Source organism: Kitasatospora sp. NPDC085464 (genome assembly GCF_044541955.1).
In the GTDB taxonomy this organism is placed as follows: domain Bacteria; phylum Actinomycetota; class Actinomycetes; order Streptomycetales; family Streptomycetaceae; genus Kitasatospora.
In genome coordinates this window covers 1-15,578 of sequence record NZ_JBITTM010000070.1, presented here as the reverse complement: position 1 = coordinate 15,578, position 15,578 = coordinate 1, and the positions used below count along the sequence as shown (strand labels likewise).

Here is a 15,578-nt window from a genome sequence, read left to right as displayed (position 1 = left end):
CGTCGTCAGGGGACGTACAACTCGGCGGTGGCGGCGAGTTCGACCGGGTCGGGGCCGGGGGCGGCGGCGCCCGCCAGGGCGGTGCCGCCAGCCACCAGGACCCGGCCGTCCGTCAGCTCCACGGCGGCGAAGTCGGACCGGCCGGTGGCCAGGTGCCCGGTGGCCGTCCAGGTGCCGAGGGCGGGGTCGAGGACGGTCACGCTGCGGTGGCCCGCCTCGCCGGCCGGGCCGCCGGTGCCGCCGACGAGCAGGACCAGGCCGGAGCGCAGGGCCAGGCAGCGGTGTGCGCGGCGGCCGCCGGGCATCGGGCCGAGGGCCGTCCAGGTGCCGGTGGCCGGGTCGTAGAGCTCGGCGGTGGCGAGGCTGCGCGGGTCGTGGCCGTCGGGGCCGGACACCGCGTCGCCGCCGGTGACCAGGACGCGGCCGTCGGCCAGCAGGGTGGCCTGGTGGCCCTTGCGGGCGGTCAGCAGGCTGCCGGTCGGGGTCCAGGAGCCCGTTGCCGGGTCGTGGAGTTCGCAGTGGGCGAGGGCGGCGTCCGGGCCGCCGGTCGGCAGGGCGCCGCCGACGACCAGGACCTTGCCGGTCTTCAGCAGGACGGCCCGGTGCCCCGTCCTGGCGTCGGTCATCGACGGGCCGGTGGCGGACCAGGTGCGGGTCACCGGGTCGAGCAGTTCCACGGTGGCCAGCGCCCGGCCGGCGCCGTCGGTGCCGCCGGTGACCAGCAGCCTGCCGTCGGTCAGGGCGGTCGCCGCGTGGCCGTGGCGGGCGGTGGCCAGCGCGTTCGCGGTGGGCGTCCAGGTGCCGGGGGCGGGGTCGAAGACCTCCGCCGTGCCGAGGACCCCGCCGTCGGCGGAGCGGCCGCCGGTGACGACCACCCGGCCGTCGCCGAGCCTGGTCGTGCCGTGCCCGCGGCGGGCGGTGGCCGGCGGCGGCGCGGCCGTCCAGGTGGCGGAGACCGGGTCGAACAGGGCGGCGGCGGCCAGTGCGCCGCCGGTGGCGTCTTCTCCCCCGGCCACCAGGACCTTGCCGCTGGTCAGCCGGACGGCCTCGACGCCGCGGGCGGCGGTCGGCGGGCTCCCGGCGGCGGACCAGCTCCCCGGGGCGGCCGGGGTGCCCACCGCCTCCTCCTCCGGGATGACGTGCAACCGGTCGGCGAGGCTGCCGTCGTGGCGGATCCAGTCGGCGAGGGCGTCCTCCGCGGTCGTCCGGCTGCGGAAGGTCGCCGCGGCGAGGCTGCCGGTCGGCGGGTGGGCCTGGACGTTGTTGCGGAGGTTCGCGACGACGTAGCGCCGGTCGGTGAGCCGTACGGTCTCGTCGGCCGGGAAGGGCCGGCGCAGCCCGGCCTCCCGTTGGGAGACCGGTGAACGGCTGGTGGCGCTGCCCTGGAGCAGTTGGTTGAACACGGCGGGGCTGACGTCGTGGAAGCGCTTGGGTGCGGCGACGGCGGAGCGGGCCGACATCGGGACGACCCGCCGGGCGTCGGCGGCGGTCGCGGGCACCCCGCTGTCGATGACGTGCAGTTCGTACCGGGCGCTGCGGCGGACGACGCGCGGTGAGAGCAGGGTGCCGGCGGCCGCGGTCAGCTCCAGGCCGGCGTCCTGGTTCTCGTAGGCCGGCCGGGAGAGCTTGGCCGCGTCGTCGAGGTCCTGGAACTGGGCCATCGCGAACTTGTCGCCGGTGACGGAGACCCGCGTCAGGCCGCTGTCCGGCGCGGGGGCGATGCTGAACCGCCGGCCGTCGCCGGGCCGCTGGGCGCCGATCCGGTCCAGCCGGACGTCCAGCGGGATCGCGCGCTGGCGGACGAAGAGCGTGCCGAGCGGGTGGAGGACCAGCTGGTCGGTGTCGGGCAGCTGCCGCAGGGTGACCAGGGCGTTGGCGCCGCCGGAGGGCAGTCTGGTCTGCCAGCCCTCGGTCTTGGCGAACTCGCCGGCCAGCAGCGGGAGCACGGCCACCGGGGGCAGGGTGGTGTTGTGCTCCTCGCCCCAGGAGATGTCGAAGTCGGCGGAGATCTCGAAGAACAGCAGGGAGATGGAGCCGCGGCCGTGCGCCCGCCAGGGCGAGGGGCCCTCCAGTTCGAAGTTCAGGTCGATGCCGAAGACGCCGACGCCGAAGGCCTTCAGGGTGACCCCGGCGGAGATCGCGATGGTGAACGCGAACGGCGAGAAGCGGAACAGCGCGTCGAAGGAGAGGTGGCCCTCGATGCCGAACCCGCCGAAGCCGAGCCGCAGTTCGGCCGCCGCGCCGAACTGGACGGTGTTGCTGGTGACGGCGAAGTAGCCGGAGACCCGGATCAGTTGACCCGGCCGGTTGAGGATGTCCACCGAGAGCCGCTTGGGCACCGGGAAGGGCAGCGGCGGCGGCTTGAAGGAGGGGTGGAAGCCGCCGACCGTCAGGACGAATTCCGGTGAGTCGCCCCAGGCGACCAGCAGGCCCATGCCACCGTCGATGGTCATCATGAGGACGTGCGAGTCGAAGAGTTCGGCGAAGAACCAGAGCCTCGACTTGTCGACCTCCAGCGCGCCCACGAAGTCGACCTGGAGCGCCAGCAGCGGCAGGTCCTCGCTGGGCAGGACGCACTTGAGCACGCCGAGGACGGCGATGTTCCCGGGCGGGATCTCGATGACGACCCCGAGCGAGACGCTGACCAGCGTGGGTGTCCCCCAGCCGATCTTCGCCATCGGCCCGATCAGGAACCGGCCTTCCTCGGGCGGGAAGAAGCGGCGCAGGTCGGAGAGGATCCGGGGGGCGTTGGCGATGACGTCCCGCGGGAACATCACCGACTCGACCGCGCCGGTGCGCACGCCCTCCGCCAGGGCCTGCAGGTTCATCGCGCGGTTGAGCCCGATCAGTCCGCCGACCGCGAGCAGGGTGAACCCGTAGCCCAGTTGGATGCCGGTGGCGCCGAAGTCGGTGGTGATCACGATCAGCAGCGAGAAGCCGTCGCTGCCGTCGGGCATCCGGGTGCTGATCAGACCGATCGCCTTGAGTTCGACCAGTCCGGCGAACTCCAGGTCCAGGGCGCCCGCGTACTCGCCGTGGTCCGGGTCGAAGTACAGGTACCCGCCGCCCTTGACCGGCCCTGCGTCCACCGAGAGGCCCACGCCCTTGGGCGGCTTGAAGCCGAAGGAGAGGTCGACCGGGCCGAGGTTGCCGTCCCCCTTGGGCCGCAGGGCCACGTCGGCGTTGAGCCCGATCTGCTCCACGACGGCCGTGACCGGGCCCAGTCGGGCGCGGAAGGACACGCCGAGGCCGATCGGCAGCCCGTCGGCGTTCGGCGAGGCGGAGATGGTCAGGCCCTGGATCTCCAGCGGGCCGAGCTCCAGGTGCGCCGGGAGCTGGATCTCCAGGTTGGACGTGCCGCGGAAGTAGAAGCCCTGCCGGTAGGAGACGCCGACGGTGAGGTCCGCACCGAGGGTGAACCCGCCGCTGGGCAGGACGGCGCCGACGAAGCCGTCCGCGCCGGCCGGGGAGAAGACGAACTCCAGCCCTTCCAGGCCGAACTCGGCGAAGAAGTCGACGGCCTCGCCGACCAGCCGGACCCCGCCCGCGCCGGAGATCCGGCGCAGCTGCAGCCTCGTGCCGTCGGCCCTGCCGAACAGCACCCGCGGGGCGTCGGCCGGGCCCGACCGCTCCACCCGGACGTCGATCGACCCCTTGGCGTGGACCGGCCCGGTGGACGACTCGAAGCCGAGGACCATCTCGATGCCCCGGCCGGGCCGCACCAGCAGCGCGACGCCGCCCTGGAGGTCGAGGTCGCCGCGGATGGTGACGGCGATGTCCGGGCCCAGGTCGAACCGGAAGCCCTGGCGACCGGTGAAGGAGGGCATGAGCGCGAGCCCGGGCGGGGCGTCGGCGGCGGCGGGCAGCGGCAGCAGGCGGACGGCGGCGGTCATCTCGGCCGTGGGCTGGACGCGTTGGAAGAGGACCGCGGCGAGCGTCTTCGGATCCGGCGCGAGCGGGTCCGGAGCGGAGCCCTGGACGGCCAGCGCCGTCGAGGGCGGGACCGTCCCCGTCTCGACGTCGGCGCCGATGGTCCGCAGCAGGTTGTCGAGCTGGGAGAGCAGCGCCGGGTGGTCGAAGTCGGCGGTGCCCCAGCCGAAGGCGTCCTTCAGCACCTGCGCCGGGTCGGTGAGCGCCCGGGGCAGGTCGCCGAGGTCGAGGCCGAGGTGCATGTACGGCGGGCGGTTGCCGGCGGCCGGGGCGTACCCGGCCTTGATCACGCCGAGGCTCCGCAGGGCGAAGCCGAGGTCGGGGTGGTAGCGCTGCAGGTAGCCGACGATCAGAAAGTCGAGGAGCTGGCCGGGGAAGAGGGTGAGGAAGCCGTCCGCGCGCAGGGCGTCGGGGATGGACGAGGGCGGTGCGTCGGTGATCGCGTGGATGCCCTTGATCAGCGCCTGGACGGCACCGAGCGCCCGCTTCACGTCGTCCGGCGAGAAGGAGGCCGACGCGGAGGCGCCGCCGTCGCCGACCGTCCCGTCGACGTTCAGCCCGCCGTCGCCCAGCAGGGTGTGCAGACTGTCGTAGAGCGTCTCGACGGAGTTGCGCAGGTCGACGAAGGGCTGCGGGACGTCGGTCGCGATCCAGCCCAGGCGGCGCAGCAGCGCGGTGAACGCGGCGGGGGTGGCCAGCCCGTCGCGCAGCGGCAGCAGCGCCTGCCCGACCTCCGCCAGGATCCGCTCGAAGGTGCCCGGCTCACTCATGCTTCTTCGCCTCCTTCTTGGACTCCGGGTAGAACTTCCTGTCGAGGAGCGCGTGGAAGGTGGGGTCGACCCGGTTGACGATCAGCCAGGCGCAGACGTGGCAGAAGTCCGTCGAGCCCCGGCGCATCTTGCAGCGGCCGGTCGGCCGGTAGTGGGCGCCGGCGAAGGTGGCGCCGCCCTCGAAGATCCCGATCGTCCGGGCGGACTTGCAGGGCGGGCTGAAGTCGGGGATGTCGACGGGGTTGTCGTCCTCCTTGTCGTTCTTCTGGACGTGGTCCGGGTTCTGGTTGAGCGGATCCCGGTGGTCCCGGAGGTACTTGAGCACGTCCGGCTCCACCACCAGGAGCGGCTGGTGCTGGTTGTCCTTCAGCGGGACGAAGGCGATCGAGCCCTTCACGAAGGTCGGGAAGGGCGCCGTCCCGGCCCGGGTGAGGATGATCGCGCCCTCCGCCGGGAGGACCCGGCCGACGATCAGGCCCTCCAGGTAGTGCGCGGCGCCGACGTCCAGCGGGAGTTGCCGGCCGAACGGCGCGATGCCGAAGTTGCGCAGCCGCACCTCGGTGAGGAGCTTCTGGGCCAGCTGCCACTCCGCGATGTTGCGCGAGCCGATGGTGATCTTGATGCCCTGGACCGGGCTGGTCACGTTCACCGAGTCGGTCAGCAGGACCGCGGCGGAGCGGATCCGGGGCAGCTGCAGCCATTTGACCTTGGCCGGGTCGATGTGCCGGTCCGGGTCGTCGCCCGCGCGCAGGAAGCCGAGCACCGACACGTTGTCGCCGAACAGGTCCGCCGACTGCTTCGCATCCGTGCCGTCGCCGTCGAACTCCTCGTACTCGTCCGACAGGTTGAAGCTGTGGCCGAACTCGTGCGCCACGGTCTGGACGATGTCGTCGAAGTCCACCTTGATGTCGGGCGGTGGGTCCCGGCGCTGCTCGCGCTTGTCCGTCGCGTTGGCGTAGACGTAGGAGAGCTGCGGGAGTCTGTTCATCGTCTGGGCCGTCACCGTGCGGCCGTTGAGGTTCGTCCCGCCGATCAGGCCGTCGTTGACGATCAGGGCGATCAGGCCCCGACTGGGCTGGAAGCGCGAGCCGTCGGGCAGCCACTGGGCGCCGACCGGGGCCGTGGAACCGGTGAGCTTCAGGCCGCCGACGAAGCGCAGCAGCGTGTTGGCGGGATTGACGTGCGACCCGTCCATGTAGAGCTCGGGCGGGTGCCGGCGCGGGTCGAGGGTGAGGTTGCGGGTCGGCTCGTTCTGGTAGAACTCCTGCAGCCTGGCGACGAAGGCCGTCACCGCCGCGGAGTGCCTGGCGTCGTCGGGGGGTTTGGGCACCGGGTCCGTGCCCGAGGCCCGGTCGGCCAGCCGGTTGCCCAGGTGGAAGCCGAAGAAGGTGTCCCGGGCGTGCAGGATGCCGACCGACTGGTGCGCCTTCCAGGCCTTGACGAGGTCCTCGGTGATCTTGTGCGGATCGATGTCGAGGTCCTGGTCCTGCCACGTCGCCGGGAGGTTGCTCCGGCTGTCCCCGCGCATGGGCAGCCCGACCCGGCGGACCAGCTCCTCCAGCGTGTAGAGCGTGCCGCCACCGATCCGCTTGGTCGGGATCGGGTAGCCGGAGCCCGTCGCCCGGCCCGCCTCGACCGTCTCCTCGCCCGCCGAGACCCGGAACCCGCAGGTGACGGTGTGCTGTTGGGAGGGGGTGAAGGCCTTGAAGGCGTTGAAACTCGCGCGCAGCATGCCGTACGGCTCGTGCGCGGGCTTCTCGAACATCTCGTGGACGGTCCGGGTGACGATCTCGTCGAACTTCGCGCGGTCCTGCTCGCGGAACCCCTCGGCGAGGAACAGCACGTTGTGCTTGTCGCCGAGGGCCGCCGGGTCACCCCCGCCCAGCTCCCACGTCAGCGCGTGCTGCGCGGTGTAGTCCGTCACCCACACGTTGAGCAGTTGCGCGCCGCCCAGGCCCGGGAACAGGCCGGAGAGCACCCACGGCGTGCCCGGCTGGGTGGGCAGCACGCCCCGGACCCGGCCGGTCGGCGACACGACGAGCTGCCGGGTGTCGGCCGGCACCAGCTGGACGTACCCGTGCCCGGTGATGTCGCCGATCAGGTCCGTCCCCGCGCCGGCATCGTCGCTGAACTTCGCGTACAGCGACGGCTGGGTGTGCGCGACGGTGGCGTCGAGCGCGGTGGTGACCGAGTCGTTGCCGAACCACCAGCCGACGACGGACCGGTGGACCTGGAGCCGGCCGACGAGGTACTGGTTCCCGAAGTGGGCCTGGAAGAGGAAGACCCCGGGAGTCGTGGCCGTGACCTTCCCGGTCGCCTTGTCGAACGTCGGCAGCCCCTCGAATCGGTGCTCCTTCGCGTTGAACGGCGCGAAGAAGTCGAACTCGCACTGGCCGGAGGGCACCGCGGTGACCACGAAGCCGTTCGTCGCGGGCGTGGCCTCCTTGCGCGTGGCCAGGGTCAGGACGAGCGGCGGTGTGCCGCTCAGGGCCATGTGCAGGTCGCAGTGCGGAAACAGGAGGAGATCGAGGTCGGTCACGGAGGCTTCTCCTGTCTGCCGTCCACGAGTTGGGCCCACCGGAGCCGCCACCGGCGCCGATGATCCGTAACCATACTGATGGGCACTGACAAATCCAGGGAATTATCGAGTCAATGCCCTGAACGGGTAATTCTCATTCGATCAACGCTCGGACGATATTTTCTTATGAATAAGGCTCCGGCGAATCGGAGCCGGGTGGATCGAGCAGCAGACGGCGGCGCGGCCGAAGTGGCCGGGGCCGCCGGAGACCCCCGTCCCCCGGCCGCCCCGGCGCATCCGCCCGCCGCGTCAGGCGAGTTCGCGCAGGCGGCGGATCGGGCCGGCCATGAGGATCGCGGGGCTGGCCAGGCTGGCGACGGCCAGCAGGAGCAGAGCGGTGCGGGGGCCCCAGGCGGTGGAGGCGGCACCGGCGGCGAGGGCGCCGACGGGGATGGCTCCCCAGGAGACGAAGCGGACGGTGGCCATCACCCTGGGGAGCAGGTCGGGCGGGGTCTGGGTCTGACGGTGGGTGCGGGTGACGATGCTGGTGACCACGACGCCCGCCGAGAAGCCGGCGTTGCCGACGGCGAAGACCAGCGTCGCCCAGCCGGAGCCGGCCGCCGGGAGGAGGAAGGCGAACAGCGCGCGGCGAACAGCGCCGCCCACCGCAGTGCGCCGCCGCTGCCGATCCGGGCGACCAGCCGGGGCGTGACGGCGGCGCCGAGCAGGCTGCCCAGCCCACCGGTGGCCATCAGGGCGCCCACTGCGGCGACCGGCGCGTCGAGGGTGCGGACCAGGAACACCGGAGTGAGGGTCATCAGGCCGCCGCAGACGAAGTTGACGGCGGTGGCGTCGGCGGCGCACGGCCCGATCACCGGGTGCCGGGTGACGTAGCGCCAGCCCTCGCGGATCTGCTCGCGGATGCCCGCGCCGGGGGCCCGTCCGGTCGGCTGTTCCGCGCGGGGCAGGCTGCCCAGCAGCACGGCCGAGACCAGGTAGCTGACCGTGTCCAGCACCATCGAGGCGGCGCCGCCGAGGAGTTGGACCAGCACGCCGCCGAGCGAGGGGCCGGCCAGCTCGGTCGCGGCGGAGGTGCCGGAGAGCAGGCTGTTGCGGGCGGTCAGCTGTTCCCTGGCGACGATCGAGGGCAGGAAGGTGGAGTTGCCGACGTCGAAGACCACGCTGGCGAGGCCGATGACCAGTGCCACCGCCACGAGCTGCGGCAGGCCGAGTACCCCGAAGGCGGCTGCCAGCGGCACCGAGGCCACGGCCGCCGCGCGGACCAGGTCCATCGCGACCTGGGTGCCGCGCAGTGGCAGCCGGTGGACCAGGACGCCGGCCGGCAGTCCGACCAGCAGCCAGGCGACGTAGGCCGCTCCGGTGATCAGGCCGACCTGCAGCGCCGTGGCGTGCAGGGTGACGACGGCGATCAGCGGCAGGGCCACCCGGGTGACTTCGTCCCCGAAACGGCTGACGGTCGAGGCGCTCCAGTAGCGCCAGAACACCCCCGCCCCGCCCCCGCGTTCCACCCCGCGCCGACTGCCCTCCTCCGGCCCGTGCCCGCTCCCCCGTTCCGTCCCGCGTCCCGTCGCAACCGCTGTGCGCGTCGCCACGTCCACCCCTTCCCGTCCGCCGCTCCCGCCGCGACCGCCCCCGTGCGCCGCTCCGGCAGGGCCGACCCGGCGGGTGCGCCGGCGAGCAGTCCGGCGAGTGAGTCTCATTTTGGAACTCACTATAATCGATACTCATGCGGCACACCGAAGCGGCTGACCCCGACTGCGCGATCTCCCAGGCCCTGACCGTGGTCGGCGACACCTGGACCCTGCTGCTGATCAGGGACATCGCCGGCGGCACCCACCACTTCGACGGCCTGCGCACCGCGCTCGGGATCAGCCGCCGGGTGCTCACCGAACGGCTCAAGGCGCTCGTCGAGGACGGAATCCTGGAGAAGCGGCTCTACCACCCGCACCCGCCGCGCTACGAGTACCACCTGACGGCGACCGGCCGCGGCCTGCTGCCCGTCCTGGTCGCCCTGCAGGACTGGGGCGGGCGCTACGTCCTGGGCGACGGATCACTCTCGGCCACCAGCCCCGCCGACTCCGCCGAGACCCGCCGCGTCCACGCCCTGGCCGGCCACCGGCTGCCGCCACTGGACCTCGCCTCCGCCACCGGCGAGCCCGTCGACCCGGTCCCGGCCGGCGCCGCCTGGACGGTGCTCTACTGCTACCCCGGCGCCTACCCGCCCGGCGGCCACGACTACCCGCCCGGCTGGGGCACCATCCCCGGCGCCGCCGGCTGCACCCTGGAGTCCAGCACCTACCGCGACCGGATGGCCGAGTTCACCGCCCGCGACGCCCGCGTCTACGGCGTCAGCACCCAACGCCCCGACCAACTGGCCGCGTTCGCCGAGCACGCGCGCATCCCGTTCCCGCTGCTCTCCGACGCCGAGCTGCAGTTGGCCGCCACGCTGCGCCTGCCCACCTTCCGGGCCGCCGGCGTGGACCGGCTCAAGCGGCTCACCCTCGTCCTCGACGCCACCCGCACCGTACGGGGCGTCCTCTACCCCGTCGTCGACCCGGCCGGCTCCGTCGAGGACGCCCTCACCCTCCTCGACCGGCTCGCCGACGAGTAGGCGCCCGGCCGACGGGCGGTCAGCAGGTCGGGGGGCCAGCAGGTCAGCAGGCCAAGGGATCAGGGGGTCAGGGGGTCAGCCAAGTCAGGAGGTCAACAGGTCCTCCAGGCCGTCGCCCCAGTCGATCCGGGTGTGCTCCGAGCCCGCCGGCACGAGCTCGGCCGTGGCACCCACGAACCGGTCGACCTCCGCGGCGGGGGCGGCGAGCAGGGCGACGCCCTCGCTCCCGGCCAGCGCGATGAGCAGGCGGGTGTCGTCGAACGGCGCGACGTGGACGTCGCCCTCGCCCGCGGGCGCGTGGATGCCGGCGGTCAGCAGGTCGCGCGAGATCGTCCACACCGTGCCCGCCTGGAAGGTGCTGAAGTCCAGGTCTATCGCGTAAGGGTCGTCGGGCCGGTAGGACCAGTCGACGTCCAGGTCCCGGCTGTGTTCGTCGCCGGTCATCAGCCGCATACCGATCCGGGCGGTGAGACGTTCCATCGAGCGGGTCCCCTTCCTCGGGCGTTCGTCGCGGCGCCCCGGGCGCCGCCGTACCGTGCCGTGCGTTCCGTGCCCTGCCCCGTGCTGTGCCCTGCGTTCCGTGCCGCGCCGGGCGTTCCGCGCGCTCGTCCCCGTAGGTCCGCTCCCGCGTGCACGTCGTGACGAGTCTCCCGTCCCGGCGGGCCGTTGCGCGAACCCGCCCGCATGTCTGTCCACGGGGAGCGCTCTGACGGAGGCTCAGTCGACCCGCGGCCCGGCGCCGGCCTCGACGTGGCGCTTGAAGTCGGCCAGGTCGTCGATGACCCGCCGGTCGACGAAACCGAGCGCCCCGGCCAGGTGCTCCCAGAGCCCGTGCGGCTCGACCTCCAGCTGGAGCATCACCCGGGTGGTCCGGTCGTCCACCTGGTGGAAGGTGACCACGCCGGAGTGCCTCACCGACCCGTCCCCGCCGTCCCAGGCCACCCGCTCGCCCTCGATCACCTCCGTGGTCACCGCCTCGAACCCGCGTCGGCCGGCCGCTGTACTCACCACCCAGCTGCTGCTGCCCGGGGCGTCCCGGTCGACGCTCACCACGCCGCGCATGAAGTGCGGGAACTCCTCGCACCGGATCCACTGCTCGTACACCGTGGCCAGCGGGGCCAGCACCTCGACCGACTCCTCGATCCGTCCCATCGCTCCTCCTCGTCCTCCCCGGCCCCGCCACGCCCGGCGGCGGCCCGTGGTGACCGCGTGCCCCGATCCCCGCCGGGCATGCACACGTCCTCGCGGCCCCCGCGGATACCGGAATCCGGAGGTGTGAGAGAGTCGGCGGCCGAACACGAGGAGGAGCCGATGAACGGGAACGGGTCCGAGGGCGGCGACGGCCCCGCCGGCGGCGGCCGGGTCCTGGTGGTGGACGACGACGCGGCGATCCGGCGCACCCTGGAACGCGGCCTGCGGCTGAGCGGGTTCACCGTCGCACTGGCCGAGGACGGCGAGACGGCGCTCGCCCGTCTGCTGCCCGCCGACCCGGACGCCCCGCCGCCCGCCGCGACGGACGTCCTGGTGCTCGACGTCTCGATGCCCGGCCTCAGCGGCGCCGAGGTCTGCCGGACCCTGCGCGCCCGGGGCGACGACGTCCCGGTGCTGATGCTCTCGGCGCTGGACGAACCCGCCGACCGGGTGGCCGGCCTGCAGGCCGGGGCGGACGACTACCTGGTGAAGCCCTTCGCCCTGGAGGAGTTGGTGCTCCGGCTGCGCGCCCTGCTGCGCCGCCGCCCGCCGCTGCCCACCGACCGCGTGCTGGCCGGGCCGCTGGCGATCGACCCGGCCACCCGGGAGGCCCGCCTCGACGGACGCGAACTCCGGCTCACCCGGCGGGAGTTCGAGCTGCTCACCCAGCTCGCCCGGAACCAGGGCATCGTGCTCTCCCGCGAGCTGCTGCTGGAACGGGTCTGGGGGTACGACTTCGAGGTGCGCAGTGACGCCGTGGACACCTTCGTCAGCTACCTGCGGCGCAAGCTGGAGGCCGACGGGCGGCCCCGGCTGATCCACACCGTCCGGGGCGTCGGCTTCGTGCTGCGCCTGCCCGGCGCGAACGGGTAGCGGCCGCCGTGAAGCTCTCCACCCGGATCGCCCTGTGGGCCGCCGCCGTGGTGCCGCTGCTGGTGGTGCTGGCCGGACTCCTGCTGCTGCCGCTGGTCGGCCGGGACCTGCGCCACCAGCAGGACGCCCGGCTGGCCGACCGGGCCGCCGCCGTCCTGCCGAGCGTGCGCGCGCTGGTCGCCGCCGACACCCGCGGCCGGCCCAAGGTCGAACAGAACCAGCAGCGCAAGGTCGTGGACGCCGCCCTGGACTCGGGCGTGCGGGTCACCGCGCAGGACGGCACCGTGCTGCTGTCGGTCGGCCCGCAGCCCGCCGACGACCGGGCCTTCCCCGGCACACCGGGCGGGCCGGCCACCGTCCACGACCACGGCGCGGCATGGCGGGTGCTGACCGTCCACGTCTCCGGCGGCGGGGCGAACGGCGGCAACGGCACCCTCTGGGTCAGCGAACCCGGCAGCCTGGCCGGCAACCAGACGGCGACGGTCCGCCGACGGGTCCTGCTCGTGGCGGCGGTCGCCGCGCCGCTCTCCGCCCTGATCGGCTTCGCCCTCGCCGAGCGCGCCACCGCACCGCTGCGCCGGCTCAGCCGCCGCGCGACGGAGCTCGACCCGGCGGCGCCCCGGACGCCCGGCACCGAGGACGGCGCGGGCGGCGCCCCCTTCACCGCGGAGCGCAGCGGCACCGCCGAGGTGGACGAACTCGCCGCCGCCCTCGCCCTGTTGCTCTCCCGCTACGACGAACAGGCCCTGCGCACCGCCCAGGCGCTGGAGACCGCGCGCTCCTTCTCGGCCGCCGCCTCGCACGAGCTGCGGACCCCGCTGATGAGCCTGGGCACCAACCTGGACGTCCTGGCCGCCCACCAGGACCTCCCGCCCGGCGAACGGGCGGAGATCGTCGCCGAGTTGCGCGACGACCACGCCCGACTGCTGGACCTGCTCACCGCGCTCGGCACGCTCGCGCGCGGCGACCTCGTCGAGGTCGACTCCTTCGGCCCGGTCGACCTCGCCGACCTCACCGACGCGGCCGCCTCCGACGCCCGGCGACGGCGCCCGGAAGCCGACATCACCGTCGAACTCCCCTCGGATCTGCGGGTGTTCGGATGGGAACCCGGCCTGCGGATCATGCTCGTCAATCTGCTGGTCAACGCCGCCGTGCACGGTCGGGGAGGGCCGCAGCGGACCGAGCCGGCCCGGGTGACGGTCCGGCTGGTCCCGGCCGGCCGGGTCGCCCTGCTCACCGTCGACGACACCGGGCCCGGCATCCCGCCGGGCGAGCGCGAGGCGGTCTTCCACCGCTTCCACCGCCGGCGTGACAGTCCGGGCTCGGGGCTCGGGCTCACCCTGGTCGCCCAGCAGGCCGCACTGCACCGGGGCACCGTGCGGATCGGCGAGCCGCCCGGCGGGACGGGGTGCCGGATGGAGGTCCGCCTGCCCCTGCCGGACACCGACACACCGACCCTGCGGCTCCCGGTACGGCGGGACTGGATCGCGGGCGAGGAGCGCTGAGGCCCTCCTCCACCCCGGCCCCCGTTCCACAGGGAATCCACAAGAAGCCGTCCTACGCTCCCGGCGACCGGGCCGGACCGGGCCCGCACCCACCGGCCCGGTCTCCGAGACCGTCCACGGCAGAAAGGGACGCCCATGTCCGCCATCCGTACGTCCGTCATGCCCGTCCGCCGCAGGGTCACCGGCCGCCGGGCCGCCGCCCTCGGCGCGCTCGCCCTCGCCGGCTCGCTGCTCGCCGCCGCACCCGCCCAGGCGGACGGGGCGGGCGGCTCGCCCACCGCCGCCGCGTCCGCCGCCTCCACGCCCACCGGTGACGGCGCGAAGGCCATCTGCAAGCGGCTGCCGAAGACCGAGCAGCACGTCACCAAGGCGCTCACCCGGCTGAACGGCGACGCCACCGTGCCCGGTTCGGTCGCCCGTCTGCAGCAGCGGGCCGACAACGCCAAGGCCGCCGGGCACACCGAGATCCAGACCCTCCTCAACGACCGCCTCACCGCCCGCAAGGGCCTGGTCACCACCCTGCAGACCCGGCAGAAGGACCTCACCGCCGTCGCCACCTGGTGCGGCGCGCACGACCAGGGCGCGTCCAAGTGACCCGCCGCCCGTCCGCCGCCCTCGCCGCCCTCGCCCTCGCCGGGGTCGCCCTGCTCACGGCCTGCGGCCCGTCAGAGCATCCGGCCCCCGGCGCCGCCGACAGCGCCCAGGTCCAGGACATGCAGCACAAGCTCGACGCCGCCGAGAGCGCGGCCGCGCAGGCCGACAACGACTCGGCCACCGACGACAACTGACGCCCGCCGAGCCTGACGAGCCTGACGACCGACGGTGCCTGACGACCGACGGTGCCTGACGACCGACGGTGCCTGACGACCGACGGTGCCTGACGACCGACGGTGCCTGACGGCCGACGGTGCCTGACGGCCGACGGCACCCGTTTGGCGCCTGACGACACCCGGTGCACCGGACACCGCTCGCCGACCGCTCGGCGGGCGGTGTCCGGCTGCCCGCCGGAGCCCGCCCGGCTCGACCGCGCCGAACCGCGCCCCGCCCGGCCTCAGGCCGTCACGGCGGGCTGTTCGGCGTCGCCGAAGCGGGCCAGGGTCAGCGCACCGGCCACCGCGGCCAGGAAACCCAGGACGGCAACCGGAGTCAGGTCGTGCCGGGTGTGGTCGCCGAGGACGAGCACCCCCACCACCGCCGGGCCCACCGTCTCCCCCAGCACCATCGCCGCCGTCGCGGCCGTCACCGACCCGTGCTGCATCGCCCAGGTCAGCGCGGCGAACCCGCCGATCCCCGCCACCGCGACCGCGTACGCCGAGGGTTCGACCAGCAACTGCGGCAGCCGCGGCTCCGGCAGCACCCGCACCGCCACCCCGACCACCCCGAACTGCAGGCCCGCCACCAGCCCCAGCAGCGGGGCACGACGGGCACCGCCGTACCGCACCACCACACAGCCCGCGCCGACCAGGGCCACCGAGACCAGCAGCACCCCCAGCCGCAGCGCGTCGTCGCCGGTGCCGTGGCCGTCCCGCCCGGCGGTGAGCGCCAGCAGCAACAGCCCCGTACAGACCGCCGCCACCCCGGCCCACTCGCTGCGTCGCAGCCGCACCCGCAGCACGCGGGCCGCCCCGACGGCCGTCACTGCGAGCGCGGAGGCCAGCGCCGCCTCGACCACGTAGAGCGGCAGCCGCTCCAGGGCGACGAGTTCGGCGGCGAAGCCGCACATGTCCATCCCCACGCCCACCAGGAACGGCCACTGCCGCAGCGCCCCGGCCAGTGCCGCGGCCTCACCCGCCCCCGAATCCGCCCCGCCGGCGCGCCGGGCGCCGACCGCCTGCAGCACGGTGGCCGAGCCGGTGAGCAGCGCGGCCACGAGGGCGGAGAGCAGGCCGATGAGCATGGCCCGACGGTACGACCCCGACCGCCCGTACCTCCGCCTGGCACGCCGTCGCCCGCCACCCGACGCCCGGACACCCACCCCGCCACCCGACGCCCGGCCCCCCCCCCCCCCGCCGCCCCGCCCCGCAGGACCACACCCGCGAGCCGGACCACCCCTGGCCCCCGGCTGGGAGTGTCATGAATCAGGTGGACACCCTGATCAAGGGAGACGCTGATGAGCTCGCTGACGGATCACCAGATCGGGTCGGTTCCTGACGGGTCGG

General features: G+C 74.1%; 12 protein-coding genes. 5 read left to right on the top strand and 7 right to left on the bottom strand.

From position 1 onward, the window contains the following. Positions 1–5: 5 nt before the first annotated feature. The 4 genes from ACIGG8_RS38930 to ACIGG8_RS38915 form a co-directional block, all read right to left on the bottom strand. On the bottom strand, positions 6–4,700 hold the full coding sequence (locus ACIGG8_RS38930) for a DUF6603 domain-containing protein (RefSeq protein ID WP_396553325.1): 4,695 nt from the start codon (positions 4,698–4,700) through the stop codon (positions 6–8). Continuing rightward, positions 4,693–7,239: a hypothetical protein gene (locus ACIGG8_RS38925; RefSeq protein WP_396553324.1), complete on the bottom strand. Its 2,547-nt coding sequence runs from the start codon at positions 7,237–7,239 to the stop codon at positions 4,693–4,695. Before ACIGG8_RS38925 ends, ACIGG8_RS38930 begins: the two co-directional genes overlap by 8 nt. 288 nt (positions 7,240–7,527) lie before the next feature. Further along, on the bottom strand, positions 7,528–7,704 hold the full coding sequence (locus tag ACIGG8_RS38920; protein ID WP_396553323.1) for a hypothetical protein: 177 nt from the start codon (positions 7,702–7,704) through the stop codon (positions 7,528–7,530). Further along, the gene (locus ACIGG8_RS38915) at positions 7,704–8,747 is read right to left on the bottom strand and encodes an MFS transporter (protein ID WP_396553322.1); all 1,044 of its coding nucleotides are present in this window, start codon (positions 8,745–8,747) and stop codon (positions 7,704–7,706) included. The genes ACIGG8_RS38920 and ACIGG8_RS38915 overlap by 1 nt, the downstream gene beginning before the upstream one ends. A 218-nt stretch (positions 8,748–8,965) precedes the next feature. On the opposite strand from ACIGG8_RS38915, the gene ACIGG8_RS38910 reads away from it, so the two are divergent. After that, complete coding sequence (locus ACIGG8_RS38910; protein WP_396553321.1) at positions 8,966–9,850, top strand: winged helix-turn-helix transcriptional regulator; 885 nt, start codon at positions 8,966–8,968, stop codon at positions 9,848–9,850. 84 nt (positions 9,851–9,934) lie between these two features. Here the strand turns inward: ACIGG8_RS38910 and ACIGG8_RS38905 are convergent, their stop codons facing one another. Continuing rightward, positions 9,935–10,330: an SsgA family sporulation/cell division regulator gene (locus ACIGG8_RS38905; RefSeq protein WP_396553320.1), complete on the bottom strand. Its 396-nt coding sequence runs from the start codon at positions 10,328–10,330 to the stop codon at positions 9,935–9,937. Positions 10,331–10,567: 237 nt separating this feature from the next. Then, entirely contained in the window at positions 10,568–11,002 is a 435-nt protein-coding gene (locus ACIGG8_RS38900) for an SRPBCC family protein (RefSeq protein WP_396553319.1), read from the bottom strand. A gap of 159 nt (positions 11,003–11,161) precedes the next feature. Between ACIGG8_RS38900 and ACIGG8_RS38895 the strand changes: the two genes are divergently transcribed. The 4 genes from ACIGG8_RS38895 (at position 11,162) to ACIGG8_RS38880 (ending at position 14,207) form a co-directional block, all read left to right on the top strand. Further along, positions 11,162–11,914, top strand: a complete 753-nt coding sequence (locus tag ACIGG8_RS38895; protein WP_396553318.1) for a response regulator transcription factor — start codon at positions 11,162–11,164, stop codon at positions 11,912–11,914. A gap of 8 nt (positions 11,915–11,922) precedes the next feature. Further along, positions 11,923–13,419 (top strand): sensor histidine kinase, encoded by a 1,497-nt coding sequence (locus ACIGG8_RS38890; RefSeq protein ID WP_396553317.1) that lies wholly within the window; start codon positions 11,923–11,925, stop codon positions 13,417–13,419. Positions 13,420–13,554: 135 nt separating this feature from the next. Continuing rightward, the gene (locus ACIGG8_RS38885) at positions 13,555–14,013 is read left to right on the top strand and encodes a hypothetical protein (RefSeq protein ID WP_350525803.1); all 459 of its coding nucleotides are present in this window, start codon (positions 13,555–13,557) and stop codon (positions 14,011–14,013) included. Next, positions 14,010–14,207, top strand: coding sequence for a hypothetical protein (locus ACIGG8_RS38880; protein WP_396553316.1), 198 nt, complete (start codon positions 14,010–14,012; stop codon positions 14,205–14,207). The genes ACIGG8_RS38885 and ACIGG8_RS38880 overlap by 4 nt, the downstream gene beginning before the upstream one ends. 263 nt (positions 14,208–14,470) lie before the next feature. On the opposite strand, the gene ACIGG8_RS38875 is transcribed toward ACIGG8_RS38880, so the two are convergent. After that, complete coding sequence (locus ACIGG8_RS38875; protein ID WP_396553315.1) at positions 14,471–15,316, bottom strand: hypothetical protein; 846 nt, start codon at positions 15,314–15,316, stop codon at positions 14,471–14,473. Positions 15,317–15,578 lie beyond the last annotated feature (262 nt).